This window comes from Pseudomonas sp. B21_DOA (genome assembly GCA_030544685.1).
In the GTDB taxonomy this organism is placed as follows: Bacteria; Pseudomonadota; Gammaproteobacteria; order Pseudomonadales; family Pseudomonadaceae; genus Aquipseudomonas; species Aquipseudomonas fluorescens_AO.
The window spans coordinates 493,069-514,621 of record CP086683.1 but is presented as its reverse complement, the minus strand read 5'-3'; the positions used below and the strand labels follow the sequence as shown (position 1 = coordinate 514,621).

The 21,553-nt window shown below is 60.2% G+C and carries 17 protein-coding genes and 3 pseudogenes; 9 read left to right on the top strand and 11 right to left on the bottom strand.

The window, feature by feature from the left end:
- Positions 1 to 36: 36 nt before the first annotated feature.
- From epd to fba, 5 genes and pseudogenes are all read left to right on the top strand, one after another.
- Entirely contained in the window at positions 37 to 1,104 is a 1,068-nt protein-coding gene (epd, locus tag LJU32_02440) for an erythrose-4-phosphate dehydrogenase (protein WKV89329.1), read from the top strand.
- On the top strand, positions 1,101 to 2,264 hold the full coding sequence (locus LJU32_02435) for a phosphoglycerate kinase (protein WKV89328.1): 1,164 nt from the start codon (positions 1,101 to 1,103) through the stop codon (positions 2,262 to 2,264). Before epd ends, LJU32_02435 begins: the two co-directional genes overlap by 4 nt.
- A 34-nt stretch (positions 2,265 to 2,298) precedes the next feature.
- A complete protein-coding gene (locus LJU32_02430) occupies positions 2,299 to 2,520 on the top strand; it encodes a hypothetical protein (GenBank protein WKV89327.1) in 222 nt (73 codons plus the stop codon).
- A gap of 57 nt (positions 2,521 to 2,577) precedes the next feature.
- Entirely contained in the window at positions 2,578 to 2,910 is a 333-nt protein-coding gene (locus LJU32_02425; GenBank protein ID WKV89326.1) for an MliC family protein, read from the top strand.
- Between the two features lie 262 nt (positions 2,911 to 3,172).
- A pseudogene (gene fba / locus LJU32_02420) lies at positions 3,173 to 4,236 on the top strand (fructose-bisphosphate aldolase class II).
- 77 nt (positions 4,237 to 4,313) lie between these two features.
- Here the strand turns inward: fba and LJU32_02415 are convergent.
- The 4 genes from LJU32_02415 to LJU32_02400 all read right to left on the bottom strand — a co-directional run bounded on the left by LJU32_02415 (position 4,314) and on the right by LJU32_02400 (position 7,022).
- Complete coding sequence (locus LJU32_02415) at positions 4,314 to 5,513, bottom strand: type II toxin-antitoxin system HipA family toxin (GenBank protein WKV89325.1); 1,200 nt, start codon at positions 5,511 to 5,513, stop codon at positions 4,314 to 4,316.
- Positions 5,510 to 5,761, bottom strand: a complete 252-nt coding sequence (locus tag LJU32_02410) for a helix-turn-helix domain-containing protein (protein WKV89324.1) — start codon at positions 5,759 to 5,761, stop codon at positions 5,510 to 5,512. The genes LJU32_02415 and LJU32_02410 overlap by 4 nt, the downstream gene beginning before the upstream one ends.
- A 166-nt stretch (positions 5,762 to 5,927) precedes the next feature.
- A complete protein-coding gene (locus LJU32_02405) occupies positions 5,928 to 6,596 on the bottom strand; it encodes a polysaccharide lyase family 7 protein (GenBank protein WKV89323.1) in 669 nt (222 codons plus the stop codon).
- A 96-nt stretch (positions 6,597 to 6,692) separates the two neighbouring features.
- Positions 6,693 to 7,022 carry a hypothetical protein gene (locus LJU32_02400; GenBank protein WKV91227.1) on the bottom strand — a complete coding sequence of 110 codons (330 nt, stop codon included), beginning with the start codon at positions 7,020 to 7,022 and terminating at the stop codon, positions 6,693 to 6,695.
- Here LJU32_02400 and LJU32_02395 point away from each other — a divergent pair.
- The 3 genes and pseudogenes from LJU32_02395 (at position 6,909) to LJU32_02385 (ending at position 9,884) form a co-directional block, all read left to right on the top strand.
- Positions 6,909 to 9,031, top strand: a pseudogene (locus LJU32_02395) (EAL domain-containing protein). The gene LJU32_02400 and the pseudogene LJU32_02395 overlap by 114 nt on opposite strands.
- Before the next feature lie 44 nt (positions 9,032 to 9,075).
- Positions 9,076 to 9,570 (top strand): M48 family metallopeptidase, encoded by a 495-nt coding sequence (locus LJU32_02390; GenBank protein ID WKV89322.1) that lies wholly within the window; start codon positions 9,076 to 9,078, stop codon positions 9,568 to 9,570.
- Between the two features lie 17 nt (positions 9,571 to 9,587).
- Positions 9,588 to 9,884: a winged helix-turn-helix domain-containing protein gene (locus LJU32_02385; GenBank protein WKV91022.1), complete on the top strand. Its 297-nt coding sequence runs from the start codon at positions 9,588 to 9,590 to the stop codon at positions 9,882 to 9,884.
- 123 nt (positions 9,885 to 10,007) lie between these two features.
- Here the strand turns inward: LJU32_02385 and LJU32_02380 are convergent, their stop codons facing one another.
- The gene (locus LJU32_02380) at positions 10,008 to 10,460 is read right to left on the bottom strand and encodes a GNAT family N-acetyltransferase (GenBank protein ID WKV89321.1); all 453 of its coding nucleotides are present in this window, start codon (positions 10,458 to 10,460) and stop codon (positions 10,008 to 10,010) included.
- A 255-nt stretch (positions 10,461 to 10,715) separates the two neighbouring features.
- Here LJU32_02380 and LJU32_02375 point away from each other — a divergent pair, with 255 nt between their 5' ends.
- On the top strand, positions 10,716 to 11,453 hold the full coding sequence (locus tag LJU32_02375) for a transporter substrate-binding domain-containing protein (GenBank protein WKV89320.1): 738 nt from the start codon (positions 10,716 to 10,718) through the stop codon (positions 11,451 to 11,453).
- Positions 11,454 to 11,531: 78 nt separating this feature from the next.
- Here LJU32_02375 and yccS read toward each other — a convergent pair whose 3' ends face one another.
- The 6 genes and pseudogenes from yccS to LJU32_02345 all read right to left on the bottom strand — a co-directional run bounded on the left by yccS (position 11,532) and on the right by LJU32_02345 (position 21,387).
- Entirely contained in the window at positions 11,532 to 13,706 is a 2,175-nt protein-coding gene (gene yccS / locus LJU32_02370) for a YccS family putative transporter (protein ID WKV89319.1), read from the bottom strand.
- A gap of 262 nt (positions 13,707 to 13,968) precedes the next feature.
- On the bottom strand, positions 13,969 to 15,147 hold the full coding sequence (locus LJU32_02365; protein ID WKV89318.1) for an NAD(P)/FAD-dependent oxidoreductase: 1,179 nt from the start codon (positions 15,145 to 15,147) through the stop codon (positions 13,969 to 13,971).
- Between the two features lie 156 nt (positions 15,148 to 15,303).
- Positions 15,304 to 16,689, bottom strand: coding sequence for an ATP-dependent RNA helicase DbpA (dbpA, locus tag LJU32_02360; GenBank protein WKV89317.1), 1,386 nt, complete (start codon positions 16,687 to 16,689; stop codon positions 15,304 to 15,306).
- A gap of 288 nt (positions 16,690 to 16,977) precedes the next feature.
- Positions 16,978 to 18,405 (bottom strand): multidrug transporter subunit MdtD, encoded by a 1,428-nt coding sequence (gene mdtD, locus LJU32_02355; protein WKV89316.1) that lies wholly within the window; start codon positions 18,403 to 18,405, stop codon positions 16,978 to 16,980.
- 186 nt (positions 18,406 to 18,591) lie between these two features.
- Positions 18,592 to 19,929 carry a TldD/PmbA family protein gene (locus LJU32_02350; protein WKV89315.1) on the bottom strand — a complete coding sequence of 446 codons (1,338 nt, stop codon included), beginning with the start codon at positions 19,927 to 19,929 and terminating at the stop codon, positions 18,592 to 18,594.
- 10 nt (positions 19,930 to 19,939) lie between these two features.
- Positions 19,940 to 21,387 (bottom strand): annotated as a pseudogene (locus tag LJU32_02345) (TldD/PmbA family protein).
- Positions 21,388 to 21,553: the final 166 nt, after the last annotated feature.

Here is a 21,553-nt window from a genome sequence, read left to right as displayed (position 1 = left end):
TCGCACTGCCTGATTCACCACGGAATCGAGAACCCCATGCCTCAACCGCGTCCCTACAAAGTTGCACTCAACGGCTATGGCCGCATTGGTCGTTGCGTCTTGCGGGCGTTGTTCGAGCGCGGCGATAAGGCCGGGTTTGAGATTGTCGCGATCAACGATCTGGCCGACATGGCCAGCATCGAATACCTGACACGCTTCGACTCCACCCACGGGCGATTCCCCGGCGAAGTGCGGGTTGAAGGCGATTGTCTGCATATCAATGGCGACTGCGTGAAGGTCTTGCGCAGTGCCACCCCCGAAGGCATCGATTGGGCGTCGCTGGACGTCGATCTGGTGCTGGAATGCTCCGGCGCTTACCACACCCGTGCCGATGGCCAGCGATTTCTCGATGCCGGCGCGCCGCGTGTGCTGTTCTCGCAGCCGATGGCCAGCGAAGCGGATGTCGACGCCACCATCGTCTACGGCGTCAATCAGGAATGCCTGACCGGCGACGAACTGCTGGTGTCCAACGCCTCCTGCACGACGAATTGCGGCGTGCCGCTGCTGCGTCTGCTCGATCAGGCGATTGGCCTGGATTATGTGTCGATCACCACGATTCACTCGGCGATGAACGATCAGCCGGTGATCGATGCCTATCACCACGAAGACCTGCGCCGCACGCGTTCGGCGTTCCAGTCGGTGATCCCGGTGTCCACTGGTCTGGCGCGGGGCATCGAGCGCCTGCTGCCGGAACTTGCCGGACGAATTCAGGCCAAAGCCGTGCGCGTGCCGACAGTCAACGTGTCCTGCCTCGACATCACGATGCAGACCGCCACGGCGACTGATGCCAATGAGGTCAACCGGATCCTGCGCGAAGCCGCCACCAGCGGCCCGCTCAAAGGCCTGCTGGCCTACACCGAGTTGCCGCACGCCAGCTGTGATTTCAACCATGACCCACATTCGGCCATCGTCGATGCCAGTCAGACCCGTGTTTCCGGCCCCAAACTGGTGAACATCCTGGCCTGGTTCGACAACGAATGGGGTTTTGCCAACCGAATGCTGGACGTTGCAGACCACTATCTGCAAACAGCAACTTCAAAAAACCGTAGGAAGTGCGACCCATGACCGTGTTGAAGATGTCCGACCTCGATCTGCAAGGTAAGCGCGTATTGATCCGCGAAGACCTCAACGTCCCCGTCAAGGACGGTGTTGTCACCAGCGACGCGCGCATCCTGGCTTCGCTGCCGACCATCAAGCTGGCCCTGGAAAAAGGCGCGGCAGTGATGGTCTGCTCGCACTTGGGCCGTCCGACTGAAGGCGAGTTCTCCGCCGAGAACAGCCTGAAACCTGTCGCCGACTACCTGAGCAAAGCGCTGGGCCGTGAAGTGCCGCTGGTGGCTGATTACCTCGGTGGCGTTGAGGTCAAGGCTGGCGACATCGTGCTGTTCGAAAACGTGCGCTTCAACAAGGGCGAGAAAAAGAACGCCGACGACCTGGCCCAGCAATACGCGGCCCTGTGCGACGTGTTCGTGATGGACGCTTTCGGCACCGCTCACCGCGCCGAGGGTTCGACCCACGGCGTGGCCAAGTTCGCCAAAGTTGCTGCCGCTGGCCCGCTGCTGGCCGCTGAACTGGACGCACTGGGCAAGGCCCTGGGCGCGCCGGCCAAGCCAATGGCGGCCATCGTTGCTGGCTCCAAGGTCTCGACCAAACTCGACGTGTTGAACAGTCTGAGCCAGATCTGCGATCAACTGATCGTCGGCGGCGGCATCGCCAACACTTTCCTCGCGGCCGCCGGTCATCCGGTTGGCAAGTCGCTGTATGAACCGGACCTGCTCGACACCGCACGCGCCATCGCCGCTAAAGTCAGCGTGCCATTGCCGGTTGACGTTGTGGTTGCCAAGGAATTTGCCGAAAGCGCCGAAGCGACCGTCAAGCTGATCGCTGACGTGGCGGCGGACGACATGATTCTCGACATCGGTCCGCAAACTGCAGCCAACTTCGCCGAACTGCTGAAGTCGTCGAAGACCATTCTGTGGAACGGCCCGGTCGGCGTGTTCGAGTTCGATCAGTTCGGCAACGGCACCAAAGTGCTGGCCCAGGCCATCGCCGAAAGCTCGGCATTCTCCATCGCGGGCGGTGGCGACACCCTGGCGGCGATCGATAAATATGGCGTGGCTGAGCAGATCTCCTACATTTCCACCGGTGGTGGCGCGTTCCTCGAATTCGTCGAGGGCAAGGTGCTGCCTGCCGTTGAAGTCCTGGAAAGCCGGGCCAAGGCCTGAGGCCGCCCGTTTGGCCAGGCAAAGGAGTGTTCACATGGTCAAGTCGTTAGCGCTGTTGTTGCTGACCGGTACGCTGGCGGCCTGCGGGAGCACCCCGAAGGCCGACGCGACGCCAGCACCGAGCGAGCCGCAGAAGGGCTGTTATCAGGCCGACTGGCAGGCCGAAACCAACCCGGTGCTGAATAAGCGCTCGGGCCCGGACGGCCTGGACAAATACGAGACGCAAACCCCGGTCAAGGAACATGGTTGTCCTTGACGGGTCTGACTCTTTAACTCAGGGCTGGCGGCATGCGTCGTCAGTCGAGGAACACGGATGAAAGGCTTGATCGCCGTTGCGGCGTTGGCATTGTTGGGCGGTTGCGCGCAGTTGAACCTGTTTCAGTCGTCGGCCCCGGCAGACAACTGGACGACCTGGACCTGCGACAGTCAGGCCAAGGTGCTGTGGCGGTACGCCGATGCTGGCCAGAAGGAAGTCGATGTGCGACTGGGCGGCGCTGATCAGGTCTATCGCCTGAAAGAAGAGCCGGGCGCCTCGGGCGCGCTGTACAGCGATGGCATGCTGGCGTTTCACGTCAAGGGTGACGAAGGCCTGGTGTACTGGGTCGCCACCAATGACCTGATTGGCCGTGGTTGCAAGACCGAGTAAAACGATTGATTTGATTCACAGCGATCCAAATGTGGGAGCGGGCTTGCTCGCGAAGGCGGTGGACCAGCTCGCATAAATGTTGAATGTTTAACCGCATTCGCGAGCAAGCCCGCTCCCACAGTGTTTGTCTGTAGTTCTTGAGATTTTGTATCACCGAATTCGCAGCCCGGGCCCAAACCCCGATCTGCATTAACTTGAATAGCCGCCGCCGCTCCGGCAGGCTGGCACGATCAACGACCCTCAACCGGGAGAGACACACACAATGGCACTTATCAGCATGCGCCAGATGCTGGACCACGCAGCCGAGTTCGGCTACGGCGTTCCAGCTTTCAACGTCAACAACCTTGAGCAGATGCGCGCCATCATGGAAGCCGCTGACAAGACTGACTCCCGGTGATCGTCCAGGCTTCGGCCGGCGCCCGCAAATACGCCGGTGCGCCATTCCTGCGTCACCTGATCCTGGCCGCGATCGAAGAATTCCCGCACATCCCGGTGTGCATGCACCAGGACCACGGCACCAGCCCTGACGTCTGCCAGCGTTCGATTCAACTGGGCTTCAGCTCGGTAATGATGGACGGCTCGCTGGGCGAAGACGGCAAGACCCCGACCGATTACGACTACAACGTCCGCGTTACCCAACAAACCGTGGCCATGGCTCACGCCTGCGGTGTTTCGGTAGAAGGCGAGCTGGGCTGCCTGGGTTCGCTGGAAACCGGTATGGCCGGTGAAGAAGACGGCATTGGCGCCGAAGGCGTTCTGGATCACAGCCAGATGCTGACCGACCCGGAAGAAGCCGCTGACTTCGTCAAACGCACCCAGGTCGATGCCCTGGCCATTGCCATCGGCACCAGCCACGGCGCCTACAAGTTCACCAAGCCACCAACCGGCGACGTGCTGGCGATCGACCGCATCAAGGAAATCCACAAACGCATCCCGAACACCCACCTGGTGATGCACGGTTCGTCCTCGGTTCCGCAAGAGTGGCTGGCGATCATCAACCAATATGGCGGCGACATCAAAGAAACCTACGGCGTCCCGGTTGAAGAGATCGTCGAAGGCATCAAGCACGGCGTGCGCAAGGTCAACATCGACACCGACCTGCGCCTGGCATCCACCGGCGCCATGCGCCGCCTGATGGCCACCAACCCGAGCGAATTCGACCCACGTAAATTCTTCGGCGCCACCGTGACCGCAATGCGTGACGTGTGTATCGCTCGTTACGAAGCGTTCGGTACTGCTGGCAATGCTTCGAAGATCAAACCGATCTCGCTGGAAGCGATGTATCAGCGTTATCTGAAGGGTGAGTTGAACGCTAAGGTCAACTGAGCCTGAGTGTTGAGCTGATTAAAAGAAACCCGCCGAGAGGCGGGTTTTTGTGGGCGGGATTTCTCGTGGTAACGATGCTATCCAAAAGTCAGAGAAAATGGCGCTGCCGCGTGCTTAATGGCGTTGAACACTTGGGGCGCCTGTTCGCGATACTGAGGATAGCGATCGAGCACCGTATCAACCGAGGCAAGCAGATGCTGAATGCGCTCTTTGGGTTGGTCGATTTCACAGGTGTGAGCGAACTCCAGGAGTCCTTGTCGTGAGGCGAACATTGACTTGTTGCCCGCCAGATCCAATGCCAGAACATCTTCTGGAATATAGGCCGTGGTGTTGACGATGTCGTAAGCCGGAGCCAGATGCGCGTCGCGTCGCGTCGGTTCGGAATAGAGCAATCCGAAGTTTTTCAAATGAGCGTCGCCATTCCCAACAATGCAGCTCAGAGCGACGCTATCGAAGAGTTGATCAAGCGACGTACGCAAGTGTTTCGCTGGGCAAAACACTCGAACAGCCTTGGCGATTGCCGCATAACTCTTGCTGTACTTCTCGTTAGCCGAGAGCCCCATCAGCACCGCCATGTCTTCAAACCCAATGGGATTGAGCTGGTCGTCGCGATCAAATCGACGCATGACAAACAGCTTGGCATTATCGGAAAGGTAAAACGGTGGAACGGGAATCCCCGCGTCTTTCGCCATGGACATGCAAAGGAATTCGTTGATCGCCAGGCCCGGGAATTCGTCTCTTCCACTCTTGATGATCAGATCCGAGGTTTTGGATGTCACTCTCGGCAACTCTATTTCTTGTCGCTCCGGCACCAGCAACTTGGGTTGAACACCTGAAATGCCTGCCCGCAGGATGTAGCGATCAAGCATGTTGGCGAAGATATCTTCCGTACCGTCCCACGTGAGAATCTCTTCAAGTTTTTCTCCCGGAAATTCTTGCGCCTGCAACAATGCATCAACGGTTTCAGAGCGTACGTGAACCCTGCCAATGGGCGATGTACTGCCGGAAAGCGCCAGTAGCAGCATTGGGTCGACGTTCACAGTCTTGGCCAAGCGGTTGCGCAACTGCTCCAGTACATAGCCTTCTGGCAGGTTCATTTGAAAAACAGGGTGCAACTCCCGCCGACGAAACTCGTTATGCCGTACAGGCATCAGGAGGCTGATCGCCATTTGTGGCGATGCATCTTCGTGATAACGAAAAGTGAAATCCTCGGCATCGCTGAAAAGCCTGCCGCTATTACCTTCAGGGGTACTGACTTGAAGAGAGGCCATTTTCATTCGAATAAATCTCCGATCTCTTCAAGGGTTGGCATCGTTGCTGGAACCACCGAGAGTTCGCAGTCCAAAGCAGCCAAAACGCGCGCGTAAGCGATCATGCCGACAGAAAGGGTGCCTTTCTCTACCGCAATGACTTTGTATCGTGTCAGTCCCGCCAGATCGGCAAGTTGAGCCTGCGTCAGGCCACGATTTATACGTTTTTCACGTAATTGAATCCCGAGACGGGTAATTAAAAGAGAGTAATCCATGTTTCGCTACCGTAACATTTTGGTGTCAATGTACCGTATGCGGAACATTTAATCCATTTGGCTCAAGAAACCCGCCCTCAGGCGGGCTCTTCTGAACGATTATTCTTCAGTTCAACGTGACCGAATGCCTGTCGGGCGCGCTCGCCAGCTCCTTGTGGTGTTTGGGTTACTTGTCGTGGTCAATATCCAGTTTGGTAAACGTCACCTGTCCACCTTCACTGGTGTAGCCGGTGTTGTCCTGCACATATACCCCGGCCTTGAAGTACAGCGGCTTGTTGCGCCACGTCGCGCTGATCTGCGAATCCCACTGATATCCCGCCGCACTGACGCCCAACGCGCCACCAGGACTCAGATGGATGAGGTAGTTGAATTCGCGATCGAGCTTGATGCCAGTGGCGAGGGTGATGACGCGGCTTTCGTCATCATCGGGGCGCATGCGCACTTTGATCACCAGGTTGCCGGTCTCGGTTTTTTCCTTGTACTGGTACTCAAGTTTGAGCATCGGCTTCTGGCTTTCATACGCATGGATCTGGCCGATGACGATCTTGCCCGAGCTGGGCACTTTGTTTACCGCGAGGGTGGCGCGCAGCAGGTTATCGGCGTCCGGGTAATACCAGTTGCGCAGGGTGCCGTTGCTGTAGGTTTCGCGCAGTTCGGTGCGCGGATAGACAGCGTTTTCGGTTTTTGAACCGGTGACCGGTGACCAGAAAAACAAGGTCCCGGTATCGGAATGGAAGTATTGATCCTTGAAGCCTTTCACCAGTTTTTCGGTTTCGACGGTGTATGGCGGGCTGCCAACGGGAACGCTGAGGTTCCAGGTTGCGAGATCGATCATGTCGGTTCTTCCACTCGATTCATCCTGAACGCGGGTGCCAGAAGCTCTAGCCCGCGCCTTTTCGGGGCGCCTTTATAAGCGTAGCGGCTATTTTTGTTAATGCCCGTCCGGCGGTTGATTGGCGTCAACATCCTGTCGAAATGCCATCCTTCCCGGTTTTCGGGGGCTGTAGGCGTGACCGTTAGTCGGCTCGACGGAACAATGGTCGAATGATGGCGCCATGACAGCTTCTGCTTTATGGGAACCGCGACTAGAGTGAAGGCTCAGTACGTCTATGGTTTTTGCCGGCAACGGCTTGATAAGAGAAGCAGCATGGAATGCGCGCAACCCCAGCCAGGTGAAGGCAGCTCGGTCCTTTTGATCGTCGATGATTACCCCGAAAACCTGATCAGCATGCGCGCGTTGCTGCAGCGTCAGGATTGGCACGTGATGACCGCCGCCTCCGGTTTCGAGGCGCTGAACCTTTGCTCGAATACGACATCGATCTGGTCCTGCTCGATGTGCAGATGCCCGGCATGGACGGTTTCGAGGTTGCGCGGCTGATGCGCGGCAGCCAGCGCACGCGGCTGACGCCGATCATTTTCCTGACCGCCAACGAGCAATCCCAGGACGCCGTGATCAAGGGCTATGCCAGTGGCGCGGTGGATTACCTGTTCAAGCCGTTCGATCCGCAGATTCTCAAGCCCAAGGTCCAGGCGCTGCTCGAGCACCAGCGCAATCGCCGTGCCTTGCAACGCCTGAGTCATGATCTGGAAGTGGCGCGGGCCTTCAATGCTTCAGTGCTGGATAACGCCGCCGAAGGCATTCTGGTGCTGAGCGAGGACGGCGTGATCCGTTTTGCCAATCCGGCGATTTCACGGCTGCTCAATGCGCCGGTGAAGGAACTTGAGGGCAAGGAGTTTCTCGATTTCCTGCAGAAGCCGCACATTCCGCTATGGGCCGATTCCGAGTTCTACGCCGGCTACCAGCGCGGTGAAACCCTGCGTCTGCATGATGCATTGTTGCGTACGGCGCCGGGGCAGCAAGTGCCGGTGGCCTTGTCTTGTGCTCCGCTGCCCTCGGAGCAGCATGCAATGGTGGTGACGGTGCTGGACATGTCGGTGGTGCGTCACTTGCACCAGCAACTGGAGTTCCAGGCGGTGACCGATCCGCTGACCGGGTTGCTCAACCGACGCGGGTTCTACCAGACCGTGGAAAACCTGCTGCTGCGCGGCGAGCGCAGTGACAGCAGCTGGGTGTTGCTCTACCTCGATCTCGACGGTTTCAAACGGGTCAACGATTCCCTCGGCCATGATGCCGGCGACCGCGTGTTGCGCTGGGTCTCCGAACAACTGAAGGCGTGCCTGAGGCCGTTCGATATTCTCGCGCGAATGGGCGGCGATGAATTCACCGCGCTGCTGGATCTGGAATTCCCCGAGCAAGCGGCGAAGATTGCCGAGAAGCTCATCGAACGGGTATCGGTCTGTCAGCAGATCGAAGGCCTGGATATCGTCCTTGGCGCCAGTATCGGCATTGCTACTTATCCAGACTGCGGGCGCAATCTCGACGGTTTGCTGCGCGCCTCGGACATTGCCATGTACGAAGCCAAGCGTGCCGGGCGTCAGCAATATCGCTTCTATGATCATGAGATGAACGGCCGCGCACGCTCGCGTCTGATGCTTGAAGACAGCGTGCGCGAGGCCATCGAAAACCGCGATTTCAACCTGGTCTATCAGCCGCAGGTAGCGATTGGCAGCGGGCAGATCCGTGGGTTCGAAGCGTTGCTGCGCTGGCAGCACCCGAGCGTCGGCGATGTGCCGCCGGGGTTGTTTCTGCCGTTGCTGGAAGAGGCGCGCTTGATCAGTCGCCTTGGCAGCTGGATCTATCACCGTGGCGCCGGTCAGCGTAAAGCCTGGGAAGCGCTCTTCGCTGATGATCTGGTGCTCGGCGTGAGCCTGAGCAACACCCAGTTCGGCCTGCCGAATCTGGTCACTGAATTGCGTCAGGTCATGGAGCGCCATGCGCTGCTGCCTCGGCAACTGGAAGTCGAAGTCACCGAAGAAGCGTTGATGCAAAACCCGGACGAAACCCGCAAGCAACTGCGGCTGCTGCGTCATCTCGGGGTGCGCGTGGCGCTGGACGATTTCGGTTCAGGGCCGTGCTCGCTGGCGCATCTGCGCGATCTGGAACTGGACACGCTGAAGCTCGATCGCCACTTGATCGCGCGCCTGCCGGACTCGCCACGCGATGCGGCGCTGGTGCGCATGGTCATCGACCTGTGCAAGCAATACGGTCTGCTGGTGATCGCCGAAGGTGTAGAAACCATCGAACAATATCAGTGGCTGCAAGCCCATGGCTGTGAGTACGTGCAGGGCTTCCTGGTGGCGCGCCCTCTGGTCGCCGAGGACGTCGTGCGCTTCGCCGAACCGTTTGACTGGAGCGCGCTGGCCGGCTGAATTCGCTACACTGGCGCACCTTTTCCGAACCGCGTCGCTCGTCCATGACTGTGTTGAAATACCTCCAGGCCTATCCCGAGCGTTTGCAGGATCAGGTGCGCCAGCTGATCGCCGAAGGGCGGCTGGGTGATTACCTCGATCAGCGCTATTCGGGACGGCATGACGTACAGAGCGACAAGGCACTGTACAGCTACGCGCTGGATCTCAAACAGCAGTATATGCGCAACGCGCCGGCCATCGACAAAGTGCTGTTCGACAACCGCCTCGACCTGACCCACCGCGCCCTCGGCCTGCACACCACGGTTTCGCGGGTGCAGGGCGGCAAGCTCAAGGCCAACAAGGAAATCCGTATTGCCGCGCTGTTCAAGGACGCCGCGCCGGACTTTCTGAAGATGATCGTGGTGCACGAGCTGGCGCACTTCAAGGAATCGGACCACAACAAGGCGTTCTATAAACTGTGCGAGCACATGCTGCCGGGGTATCACCAGATCGAGTTCGATCTGCGTGTGTACCTGACGTGGCGGGATATGCAGGCTTGACCAATCAGGAAGGTGTGATGGACGTCAGCAAGACCAAAAGCAGTTTCTACCGCCGTTTGTACGTGGCCTATCTGATCGACAGTGGCTTGGCGCCAAGCGTGCCGGCGCTGACCGAAGTCACCGGCATGCCTCGACGCACGGCGCAGGACACGATTGCCGCGCTGGCCGATCTGGACATCATCTGTGAGTTCGAACAGGAAGAGGGCGCGCGCAATCATGCCGGGCGCTATCGGATTCGCGAGTGGGGAGCGATTGATCGCGGCTGGATCGAGCGCAATTTGCGGCAGATAAAAGCGGTGCTGGAATACCCCTGAATCCAGCGGCGCCTGAACTGACGCAATCGCTGGCAAGCCAGCTCCCACAGGGATCTCCAGCGAACACGGTTTTCGTGAACGAGCGATGAACCTGTGGGAGCTGGCTTGCCAGCGATGAGGCCCTCAAGAACGACGCATGCCTATGTGGGGAATCCCATCCTCGAGATATTCCTCGCCCGCCACTTCGAACCCGTACTTGCCGTAATACCCCTGCAGATGCGCCTGCGCCGACAGATAGATCGGCACCTGCGGCCAGTGCTTCTCGGCCTGCTTCAAAGCCTGCTCCATCATTTCGTGCCCCAGCCCTTTGCCCCGACCGGCAGGGGCGGTTATCACCCGACCAATCACCACGTCGCCGCCCTGGGATTCCGGATCCAGCAGGCGCAGGTAAGCCATCAGTTGATCATCCTCCCAGCCCATCAGGTGATGGGTATCGCCGTCCAGATCCTGGCCGTCGAGATCCGGATAGGCGCATTTCTGTTCGACCACGAATACATCAGAGCGCAGCTTCAACAAGGCGTACAACTGCTCTTTGCCCAGATCACGATGATGTTTGCAGATCCACTCGATTGTCATTTTTCGATTCCTTGACCATGTCGCCCGATACTAAGCGCAGCAGCGCCGTATGTCTGTATGGCGCAACAGTCTGTGATAAAGGTCAAAATGCCACTATTCCTTTCTCACGCTGGCTGCGACTTTGTGTAATCTGCTGAAGAGCACTGTCCACTGGCTCCCATGAGCTAATGTTCAATGCTTGGGTTTTGCCGGTAAGGGGCCTTGGATTTTGACGTGAAACCACGTCGGGCGGTTGCCCGCTGAGGATGTTCAAGCATGCTGCGATTGCTTCAAGCCGTTGCGCTGATCGGACTGCTGGTGCTGGGCCAGGATGCTGCGGCGCAGAAGCTGCGGCTGGCGTTCGATAACTGGCCGCCGTTTACCGACGATGCGCTGGTCAATGGTGGCCTGGCCACCGACATTGTCAGCACCGCACTGGCTCGCGCCGGTTATGCCAGCGGCTACGAGCAAGTGCCGTGGGCGCGAGCATTGCTGGGGATTGGCGAAGGGCGTTACGACGTGCTGGTCAACGCCTGGTACAACGACGAGCGCACGCAGATCGGCCAGTTTTCCGGTGAGTACCTGATCAATCGCATCCGCTTCCTCAAGCGTAAAGACGCACCCATTGAATACAACAGCCTCGAGCAACTGCACACCTATCCGATTGCGGTGGTGCGCGGGTACGCCTATTCCGCCCCGTTCGATGCCGACACGGCGATGCAGAAAGTGCCCGTGCACAACTTCGCCATGGGCGTGCGCATGCTCGCGGCGGACCGGGTCAAGCTGACGCTTGAGGATGAGTACGTAGCGAAGTATTACCTGGCGCGGGAATCGGCCAAGGTGCGCAATTCGGTGGAGTTTTTACCCAAGCCGTTGAGTGAGAACAGCCTGCATATTCTGGTCAGCCTGAAGAATCCGCAGCATGAGCAGATCGTCGCCGGGTTTGACCGGGCGATTGCAGCGATGAAGGCTGACGGGACTTATGAGAAGTTATTGCGGCGGCATGGAATGTAGTGGGGAGCTACAAATTTCAAGCTGCAAGCTTCAAGTTAGAAGCAGGGTTGCGTTCGGCTTGTAGCTTGCAACTTGCAGCTAGACCTCTTTGATCAAATGCGCCGCCAATGTCCGAAGCGGCCCCAACTGCCGGCAAATCAGCGCCAGCTGCGTCTGCACCAACCGCTGCCCTTCATCGATTTCATCCGGCATCTGTTCCAGCTCATTGGCCAGCGCTTCTTCTTCATCACTCTGAATTGCAATCGGCTGCTTGCTCGCAAGGCCTTGGGCGATTTCGTCGATGCTGGTCGCCAGTTTCACCCCGGCGCCTTCGATCAGATGCTCGCGCACCTCCGCTGGCAACTGTGTTTCGCGGTGCGCGCCGAGCCCTGACAAATAGCTGAGCAGGGTGTGCGACAGCACCAGGAAACGGAAACCGACATCCGCCTCCTTACGGAAATGCCCCGGCTCCATGAGCATGTTCGCCAGTGTTGTCGACAGTGCCGCGTCGGCGTTGTGCGCGTTGCGGCGCGCCAGGCGATAGGCGAGGTCGTCGCTCTTGCCAGCGGCGTATTGCTGCATGATCTGGCGCAGGTAGATGCTGTTGCAGGTCAGAGTGTTGGCCAGCACTTTGTTCAGACGCCGACCCTGCCAGTCCGGCAGGAACAGGAACACCGCCAGACCCGCAATCAAACTGCCCAGCAAGGTATCGAACAGCCGTGGCAGAAACAGTCCGTAGCCATCGCCGACCTGATTGAAGCAGAACAGCACCATGATCGTGATCGCCGCCGTCGCCAGGGTGTAGCGGGTGGTGCGGTTGGTAAAGAACACCACGCCGGCAGCAATGGCGAAGCACGATTGCACCACCGGGTTGGGGAACAGATCGAACAGCGCCCAGGCCACCGTCAGACCAATGGCCGTGCCGATGATCCGCTGGCCGAGCTTGCGCCGGGTGGCTCCGTAGTTCGGCTGGCAGACGAACAGCGTGGTGAGGATGATCCAGTAGCCTTGCGACGGGTGGATCAGGTGCACCATGCCGTAGCCGATGCTGAGTGCCAGCGGCAGGCGCAGGGCATGACGGAACAGCAGAGAAGTCGGCGTCAGTTGCGTACGCAGGCGAATCCATACGTCCTTGAGATTGCGCGGTGAGCGGTCGAGCAGGCTGCTGTCGGTGGCGTCCGCCAGAGCATCGGGGTTGCTCGCATCGCTGAGCAGGCGGTCGAGGGTGCCGAGGTTCGCCGCCAGTGCGCGCAACGAGCGCAGCAGGCCGCGCCATGCCGGGTTGCTCTGGATGCGCAAGTGTTCGAGGGAGGCATGCAGGTCGCTCAAAGCTTCGGCGAAACTGGCGTCGTAGATGAACGGCTGGCGCATCTGGATTGACTCGGCCAAGGCCCGGCAGGCCTTGCCTTGCTGGCGCAGCAGGCGCTGGCAGCGAAACAGCACGTCGCTGTGGAAGAATGCCTCGGCCAGCGCGTTGTAAGGGTAGTGCGAAGAGCTGGCGCGTTCGTGGATGTCCTGCGCAAGAAAATACAGCTTCAGATAACGGCTGACTTTCGAGCCCGGTCGACCATTGCCGACCCGGTGCAGGATGATTTCCTTGGCGGTGTTGAGTGCGGCGACCACCCGGCCGTTCTGTTGCGCCAGTTCGAGGCGGCGGGCTTCGACGTCCATCTGCCGGATCGGCTCGAACAGCGAGGATTTCAGCTTCAGATACAGGCCCAGTTCGCGGAACAGCCGCGCCAGACTCTGCTGCACCGGTTGATTGGAAAACAGCGCCTGCCACAGCACCGAGAGCAGGCCATACCACGCTGCACCGGCGACCAGCAGCATCGGTTCATGCCAGAAATCGGTAACCGCGCCGCCGCGCTGATCGACGCCGATCATCGTGTACACCGAGAGAATCAGCGTCGCCGAGGCGATCGCACCGTATCGCTCGCCCAGCGCGCCGAGCATGGTCAGGCCGAAACTGGCCAGCGCCAGGGCCACGGCAAAAATGATCGGGTAGGGAAAGAGCAATTCCACCGACAGCGCGGCGATGCTGAAACACACCAGCGTCACCGCCAGAGCGTTGAGACGCCCCTGCCAACTGTCGTCGGTCTCGGCCAGGGCGCTGGCGATGATGCCGAGGAACAACGGGATCAGCAGACCCATTTCATCCTGATACCAGCACAGCGCCATGCTGCCGGTCAGGGCGATGAATACCCGCACGCTGTAGCTGAATTTATCCAGCGCCCACAGGCGCCGCAAAGACTGACGAAACGAGGTCGAGGACATGAAGTGCGAAGGCCTTCCGAGGCGATGCCGCTAAATTGAGCCAGTAATGACGCCGACGCAATGGCGCCGAGCACATCTGACAGCAAAAAGTGTTCCTTTGAGGTCTTGTGCCGAACTAAATCTCAAATGGCGTACATATCCCTGTGGAGCTGGCTTGCCAGCGATGGCGGTCTGACATTCAACATTGATGTTGGATGTACCGGCCTCATCGCTGGCAAGCCAGCTCCCACAGAGATTGCATTTCAAATTTGAGAGAATGGGATCAGACGTATTGCGCGGCAGCGTAACCGGAGGCCCAGGCCCATTGGAAATTGAAGCCGCCCAGATGCCCGGTGACGTCGAGCACTTCACCAATAAAGTACAGGCCCGGGCTTTTCAGCGACTCCATGGTCTTGGACGACACCTCGCGGGTATCGACGCCACCCAGAGTCACCTCAGCCGTGCGATAGCCTTCAGTCCCCGCCGGTACAACCTTCCAGCTGCCAAGCTTCTCGGCGATCTCCGCCAGTTCCGCGTGGGTGTACTGCTTCATTGGTTTGGAAACGAACCAGTTATCCGCCAGCAGGTTGGCCATTTTCTTGGTGAAAATCTCGCCAAGCAAAGTCTTCAGTTCACTGTTCGGGCGCTCGGCGACTTGCTCTTGCAGCCAGCTCGCCGCGTCGTGATCCGGCAGCAGGTTGATCTCCACCGTATCACCGGGCTCCCAGAACGAAGAGATCTGCAGAATCGCCGGGCCACTGAGGCCGCGATGGGTGAACAGGATGTTTTCGCGAAAGCTCTGGTCATTGCAGCTGACCAGACAATCCACCGAGGTCCCGGACAGCTCTGTGCACAACTCCTTGAGCTGGTCGGTAATGGTGAACGGCACCAGCCCGGCGCGGGTCGGCAGCAGTTCATGGCCGAATTGTCTGGCGACCTGATAACCGAAACCGGTGGCGCCCAGGGTCGGGATCGACAGGCCGCCGGTGGCGATCACCAGAGACTGGCACTGAACCTGGCCAAGTGTGGTGTCGAGGAGATAACCGCTGTCGATTTTTTCAATGGTCTGGATCGAGGTGTCCAGACGCAGATCGACGCCGGCCTGATCGCATTCATCGAGCAGCATGCCGAGGATGTCGCTGGATTTGTTATCGCAGAACAGCTGGCCGAGTTTCTTCTCGTGGTACGGCACGCCGTGTTTGCCGACCAGACCGATGAAATCCCACTGGGTGTAACGCGCCAGCGCGGATTTGCAGAAATGCGGGTTCTGCGAGAGGAAATTGCTCGGTTCGGTGTACATGTTGGTGAAATTGCAGCGACCGCCGCCGGACATGAGGATTTTCTTGCCGGCCTTGTTCGCGTGGTCGAGCAGCAACACCTGACGCCCGCGTCCGGCGGCGGTCAGGGCACACATCAAGCCGGCGGCGCCAGCGCCAATGATCACGACTTCGGTAGAGCGCAAAACGGTGTCCTCACACAAAATTCAAAATCACCTGTGACTCCTGTGGAGCGGGCTTGCCCGCGATGAGGTCTGCACATTCAACATAAATGTTGTCTGTCAGGCCGTCATCGCGGGCAAGCCCGCTCCCACAGGGATCTCCCATGGATGGAAGATCGCTTACAGAATGCGTACGCGCAACGAGCGGCCCTTGATCTTGCCGTCGTTCAGGCGCTGCAAGGCCTGCATGGCCACGGTGCGCTCGACAGCGACGTAGGCCTGGAAATCGAAGATCGCGATCTTGCCGACCTGCGCACCGGGAATGCCCGCTTCGCCGGTCAGTGCGCCAAGAATGTCGCCCGGGCGCACTTTGTCTTTGCGGCCAGCGCCGATGCACAGGGTGGTCATCGGCGGTTGCAGCGGTGCCAGGCCCTGGGACTTGAGGTTGTCGATCTGATCCCAGTTCAGCGGCGCTTTCTGCAGTTGTTCGATGGCTTGCGCACGATGAGCTTCGGACGGCGCGACCAGGCTGATGGCGATGCCTTTCTCGCCCGCGCGACCGGTGCGGCCGACGCGGTGGATGTGGATTTCCGAATCGCGCGCCAGCTCGACGTTGATCACCATGTCCAGCGCATCGATGTCCAGGCCACGGGCGGCGACGTCGGTGGCGACCAGCACCGAGGTGCTGCGGTTGGCGAACATCGCCAGCACCTGATCGCGGTCACGCTGTTCCAGATCGCCGTGCAGGCCGACGGCGGAAATGCCTTTGGCGGTCAGGTGATCGACGGTTTCCTGAACCTGCTGCTTGGTGAAGCAGAACGCCACGCAGGACGCCGGACGGAAGTGGTGCAGGACTTTGGTCACCGCGCTCATGCGCTCTTCCGGGGAAATCTCGTAGAAGCGCTGCTCGATCTGCGTGTCGTCGTGGAAGGCTTCAGCCTTGACGGTCTGCGGATCGCGCATGAATTTCGAGGCCAGTTGCTTGATGCCCACCGGGTAGGTCGCGGAGAACAGCAGAGTCTGCCGGCGCTCCGGGGTCTTGATGATGATGTCTTCGATGGCGTCGTAGAAACCCATGTCGAGCATGCGGTCGGCTTCGTCGAGGATCAGCGTGTTCAGGCCATCGAGCACCAGCGAACCCTTGCGCAGGTGCTGCTGAATGCGCCCCGGGGTGCCGACGATGATGTGCGCGCCGTGCTCCAGCGAAGCGATCTGCGGGCCGAACGAGACGCCACCGCACAGGGTCAGGACCTTGATGTTGTCTTCGGCGCGGGCCAGGCGACGGACTTCCTTGGCCACCTGGTCGGCCAGCTCGCGGGTCGGGCAGATCACCAGCGCCTGGCAACCGAAGTAGCGCGGGTTGATCGGGTTGAGCAGGCCGATGCCGAATGCGGCGGTCTTGCCGCTGCCGGTCTTGGCCTGGGCGATAAGGTCCATCCCCTTGAGGATCACCGGCAAGCTCTGCGCCTGGATCGGCGTCATCTGGGCATAACCGAGTGATTCGAGGTTAGCCAGCATGGCGGCGGACAGCGGCAGAGTATTAAAAGCGGTGGCGATGGTGGTCACGGGACTGGCCTGCAAAACAAAATGTCGCGCAGTGTAGCAGCCCCTTGCCAGTTTCCTCGACAGTTCTGGACGAACAGCGATTGAACCCGAGGCAGGGATTACCTGTGGCGAGGGGATTTATCTGTGGCGAGGGATTTATCCCCGATGGGTGCGCAGCACCCCAATACCTGCCACCTCGATTCATCCGGCTGACCGCATCCAACCTTTTTGGGGCTGCTGCGCAACCCAGCGGGGATAAATCCCTCGCCACGGAAGTCCTTCAGCAGCCACAGAAGTTTTTCAGCAGAATCAGTGTTCGATGTGCTCCTGCGGCCGTTTCGCCCGGCGGCCGTCTTCCTTGGACAGCTGCGAGAAGATCGTCGCCGCCAGCATCGCCATCACGCCGACCGTGACGAAGGTCAGTTGGAACGCGCCGAGTACGGTTTCCACGCCATCGTTGCCGACCTTCGCAGTGAAGCCACCAAGCAGCGCACCGGCGCAGGCCACGCCGAGGCTCAGCGACAACTGCGCGACCACCGACAGCAGACTGTTGCCGCTGCTGGCGCTGGCATCGTCGAGGTCGATCAGCGTCACCGTGTTCATCGCGGTGAATTGCAGCGAGTTGATAGCACCCAGCACGGCTAGCAGGCACAGCAGCAGCCAGTACGGCGTCTGCTCGCTGACCAGGCCCATGCTCGCCAGCATGATCCCCAGCGCCAATGTGTTGCCGGTGAGGACGATGCGATAGCCGAGGCGTTCGATCAGCGGCCGCGCGACCCACTTGGCGATCATCGCCGCAGCGGCCAGCGGTAACATGCTCATCCCGGCTTGCGAGGGGGAGTAACCCAAGGCCACTTGCAGCAACAACGGCACCAGAAACGGCAGGGCGCCGCTGCCCAAGCGTGCGAACAGGTTGCCGAGAATACCGACGGCGAAGGTACGTGTCTTGAACAGCGACGGCGCGAACAACGGATTGTCGATATGCCCGGCGCGCAGCCAGTACGCCGCCAGACAGGCCATGCCGGCGAACAGCAGCAACATCACCCGCAAGTGCGGCAGGTGGAGTTCGCCGAGGCCTTCCATGGCAATGGTGATGAGGATCATCGCCGCGCCGAACAGCAGAAAACCGAGGCTGTCGAAACGCGTGCGCTCCGTACCGCGCAGGTCAGGAATGAATTTCCACACCGCATAACAACCGATCACCCCGACCGGCAGATTGATCAGGAAGATCCAGTGCCACGTCACGTATTCCACCATCCAGCCGCCCATGGTCGGGCCGATCAGTGGACCGAGCAGACCCGGAATGGTGATGAAACCCATGATCCGCACCAGTTCCGAGCGCGGGTAGGCACGCAGCACCACCAGTCGCCCGACCGGCAGCATCAGCGCACCGCCGAGGCCCTGGATGACGCGGGCGCCGATGAGCATGCCGAGGCTGCTGGATAACGCGCAGAGCAACGAGCCGAAACTGAACAGCAGAATGGCGCCGAAGAAGATTTTCTTGGTGCCGAAGCGGTCGGCGATCCAGCCGGAGGCCGGGATCAGCAGGGCCACGGTGAGCATGTAGGCGATGATCACACCCTGCATGCGCAACGGGTCTTCGGCCAGATCGCTGGCCATGGCCGGCAGCGCGGTGTTGAGGATGGTCCCGTCGAGGGACTGCATGAAGAACGCGATGGCAACGACCCACGGCAACCAGCGGGCGGTGATGGCGTCGAGAGGCGGGCGGTTGGGCATGGAACCTCGTGTGGGTGGTTAATCCAGATTTTTGTTCAAACATGAAACCCTGTGGCGAGGGATTTATCCCCGCTGGGTCGCGCAGCGGCCCCAAAAAGCGGGACTGCTGCGCAGTCCATCGGGATAAATCCCTCGCCACAGTTTCTATTCCAACAGTTGATCCCCTGTGTGCCGGGGAGCTTTGTTTTACAGCGTTAGGGTCAACCGGCTGACCAGCGCTCCCGGCAGCAGCGATGACGAGGTATTGCGCTGGCTGTAGGTACTGGCCGACAGCAGCAATTCGCGTTCGGTGGTCAACGCTTCCAGCTGCGAACCGAGCAGGTTATAGGCGCTGTCGTCGAAACGCATGGTGCTGACCGGCGCCTGGATCTCGCCGTTCTCGACCCAGAAAGTGGCGAAGCGGGTCATGCCGGTCATGCGCGCCGCCGGTTGATCGGAGTAGTTCAGGTACCACAGGTTGCTGATGTACAGCCCGGTGCCCAACCGCTTGAGAATCTCTGCTTGCGACAGATCACCGGCGGCCATGTTCAATGCGCTGGGCATCTCGCCGCCGCCCGCACCGTTCGCCGCCAGACCATATTCGGCGGCGCTGCGCGAACCGACCAACTGATCCCCGGCCCGGCCTTCGATGATCAGACGCAGATCGCTGCGCGGATAACCCTCGGCGGAAAACGCCGGGCTCAGGGACTCGCTGACTTTTTCATCCAGCGACACCAGCGGGCTGAACGCCTGATCGCCGACGTACAGTTTCTGCAACGGACTGCTCTTGCTGGCGATCGATTGCGCCGAAAAACCGCCCCAACTGAGCATGCCCATGATTTCTTCCAGCGCCGCCGGTGCCAGATAGGCGCGGTACTGACCCGGCGCCAGAGTGCGTAACGGTCGACCGAGAAACTCCAGCTGTTCGCGGGCCTGGGCGAAACGCCGGGCGAAGCCCTCGTCGCTCCAGTCGTGCCCGGCGTAGCTGGCCTTCACCGCTTCGCCGTTTTCGTGGAACAGGCTGAAGTCGAAATTGAAGCTGTTGGCTTCATGCCAGCCGAACGCGCCGGCGGAACTGGCGAAACCGCGGCTGATCGGGCCGGCAGCATAGAAGCCGACCAGATCGAGACCTTCAGCGGCAGCGCAGATTTGCCCGACGACATCTTCGGTGTCCGGCAGCGGATGCGCTTGTACGTGCGTGCTCTGCCAGCTGTTGTGATTGAGCAGCAGGTACGGATCCTGCGGCAGCAGCGGCAGGGTTTCGCGCAATTGCTGCAGGCCCTCCGCGAGGCGTTGCAGATCGGCTTCCTGATCCCCGGACAAGGTGATCTGCAGGTCGGCGTGGCGACCGTCGTCGATCAGTTTCAGGCCGACGTTGGCCTGCTGTACTTGCCCGGCCTGGCGCACCTTGGCGTGATTGAAGCGCACGAACGCCGAGGCTTCGGCGGCGTAGCTGAGCGTGAACTGTTCCGGCTCGCGCACGCTGTCGCGCAGCCAGTTGACCATGACCTTGAAGGCGTCGGACTGACGCTTCGAAATGCTCATCAGGCGTCTCCCCAAACACATCAATGTTGCTGAATACGCAGGCCGGCGAAGCGTGGCCGACGCGAATCACCTGGTTCGGTTCGCCCTTGCCGCAGTTCGGCGTGCCCAGCACCTTGACGGTGTTGGCATCGCCGACGGCGCGCAGGCTCTTCCAGAAGTGCGCGGAAATGGCGCGGTAGTTGGGATTTTTCACCACGCCTTTAAGTTCACCGTTCTCGATCAACTGGGCCCATTCGCAGCCGAATTGAAATTTGTTGCGCGCATCGTCGATCGACCACGAGCGGTTGGTGCTCATCAGAATGCCATGCTCGATACCACCGATCATCTGCTCCAGCGTCTGATCGCCCGGCTCGATATTGAGGTTGGCCATGCGGTCGATCGGCGGGCGGTTCCAGCCGCAGGCGCGGCTGTTGGCAACGCCATCGAGGCCGGCGCGGTATTGCGACAGCGCCCCACCCAGTGGCCGCAGCAGCAGGCCGTCGCGAATCAGGAATTGTTTGCTCGCCGCAGTGCCGTCATCGTCATGGCCGTAGCTGGCGAGTTCTTCCGGGATGCCCGGATCGAAGGTTACGTTGAGCAGGTTCGAGCCGTATTGCAGGCTGCCGAAATCGCTGGTCTTGACGAAACTGGTGCCGGCGTAATTGCGCTCATCGCCGAGGATGCGGTCGAGCTCCAGCGGGTGACCGATGGATTCGTGGATCTGCAACATCATCTGATCGGGCATCAGCAGCAGGTCGCGCGGGCCTTGCGGCGTGTTCGGCGCGAGCAGCAGTTGCAGGGCCTGATCGGCGACTTGCGGACCGGCACCGACCAGGCCGCAGCGGCTGATGACATCGGCGCCACCCTGTTGGCCGAAGTTCTCGCGACCGAGGCTGCGGGTCTGGCTGTCGTTGCCGTCGTAGGCGGTGACATCGAGGCTTGGATAAACGAAGCGCTGAGCCTGACGCAATTCGGCGCCGGCGCTGCTCAGGTAGATCTGCTCGACATGCGTGATACCGATGCTCACCTGCCAATTGACCAGGCGCTCATCCTTGGGCACCGAGGCGGATTCCGCACCAAGCAGATCGAAGCATTCGCTCAGGGACGGGAAGGGCTGTTCGAGGTTAGGCGAAAAATAATCCGCGCGGTCGCTGGAAAGCGGCTGCTCGCGCAGATCGAGCAAGGCGTGCGGCTTGAGGCGGCGGGCCTGTTGCTCGGCGCGTTCGAGGGCGGCTTGCAGGCCTTGTTGCGAGAGGTCATTGGTCGCCGCGTAGGCTTCGACGCCATTGACGCGCACGGTAAGCATCGCCCCTTCATCGCGGCTCAGGCTCGGCGGTTCGGCGACGTTCTTGCGCACCGACAGAAACTGCCCGGACTCACGCACATACCGCAGGGAAAAAATTCAGCGCCCGTGCGCAAGGCAGCGAAGCGCTGCTTGAGCTGGGGTGGAAATCGAACATTCGGGAACCTCCTTGTAATGGAGTAGCGGCATGGCGACAGCGGGGAGGGATGAAACGATTGCGCGAGGTCTAGAGTAGGCCTGCGTGGGGGTAGGATCAAGTGAAGAGGGGTGTAGGAGGTTTTACTGTATTCGCTAGCTGATCGTTCCCACGCTCCGCGTGGGAATGCCGCCCTGGACGCTATG

Bases quoted from the DNA above. Each gene is read 5' to 3' on its own strand.
- LJU32_02385 (WKV91022.1), top strand. From the start codon at position 9,588: ATGGACGTCAGCAAGACCAAAAGCAGTTTCTACCGCCGTTTGTACGTG.
- LJU32_02435 (WKV89328.1), top strand. From the start codon at position 1,101: ATGACCGTGTTGAAGATGTCCGACCTCGATCTGCAAGGTAAGCGCGTA.
- LJU32_02410 (WKV89324.1), bottom strand. From the start codon at position 5,761: ATGGATTACTCTCTTTTAATTACCCGTCTCGGGATTCAATTACGTGAA.
- LJU32_02425 (WKV89326.1), top strand. From the start codon at position 2,578: ATGAAAGGCTTGATCGCCGTTGCGGCGTTGGCATTGTTGGGCGGTTGC.
- LJU32_02350 (WKV89315.1), bottom strand. From the start codon at position 19,929: ATGAGCATTTCGAAGCGTCAGTCCGACGCCTTCAAGGTCATGGTCAAC.
- LJU32_02390 (WKV89322.1), top strand. From the start codon at position 9,076: ATGACTGTGTTGAAATACCTCCAGGCCTATCCCGAGCGTTTGCAGGAT.
- epd (WKV89329.1), top strand. From the start codon at position 37: ATGCCTCAACCGCGTCCCTACAAAGTTGCACTCAACGGCTATGGCCGC.
- LJU32_02405 (WKV89323.1), bottom strand. From the start codon at position 6,596: ATGATCGATCTCGCAACCTGGAACCTCAGCGTTCCCGTTGGCAGCCCG.
- mdtD (WKV89316.1), bottom strand. From the start codon at position 18,405: ATGCCCAACCGCCCGCCTCTCGACGCCATCACCGCCCGCTGGTTGCCG.
- LJU32_02415 (WKV89325.1), bottom strand. From the start codon at position 5,513: ATGAAAATGGCCTCTCTTCAAGTCAGTACCCCTGAAGGTAATAGCGGC.
- yccS (WKV89319.1), bottom strand. From the start codon at position 13,706: ATGTCCTCGACCTCGTTTCGTCAGTCTTTGCGGCGCCTGTGGGCGCTG.
- LJU32_02430 (WKV89327.1), top strand. From the start codon at position 2,299: ATGGTCAAGTCGTTAGCGCTGTTGTTGCTGACCGGTACGCTGGCGGCC.
- LJU32_02380 (WKV89321.1), bottom strand. From the start codon at position 10,460: ATGACAATCGAGTGGATCTGCAAACATCATCGTGATCTGGGCAAAGAG.
- LJU32_02375 (WKV89320.1), top strand. From the start codon at position 10,716: ATGCTGCGATTGCTTCAAGCCGTTGCGCTGATCGGACTGCTGGTGCTG.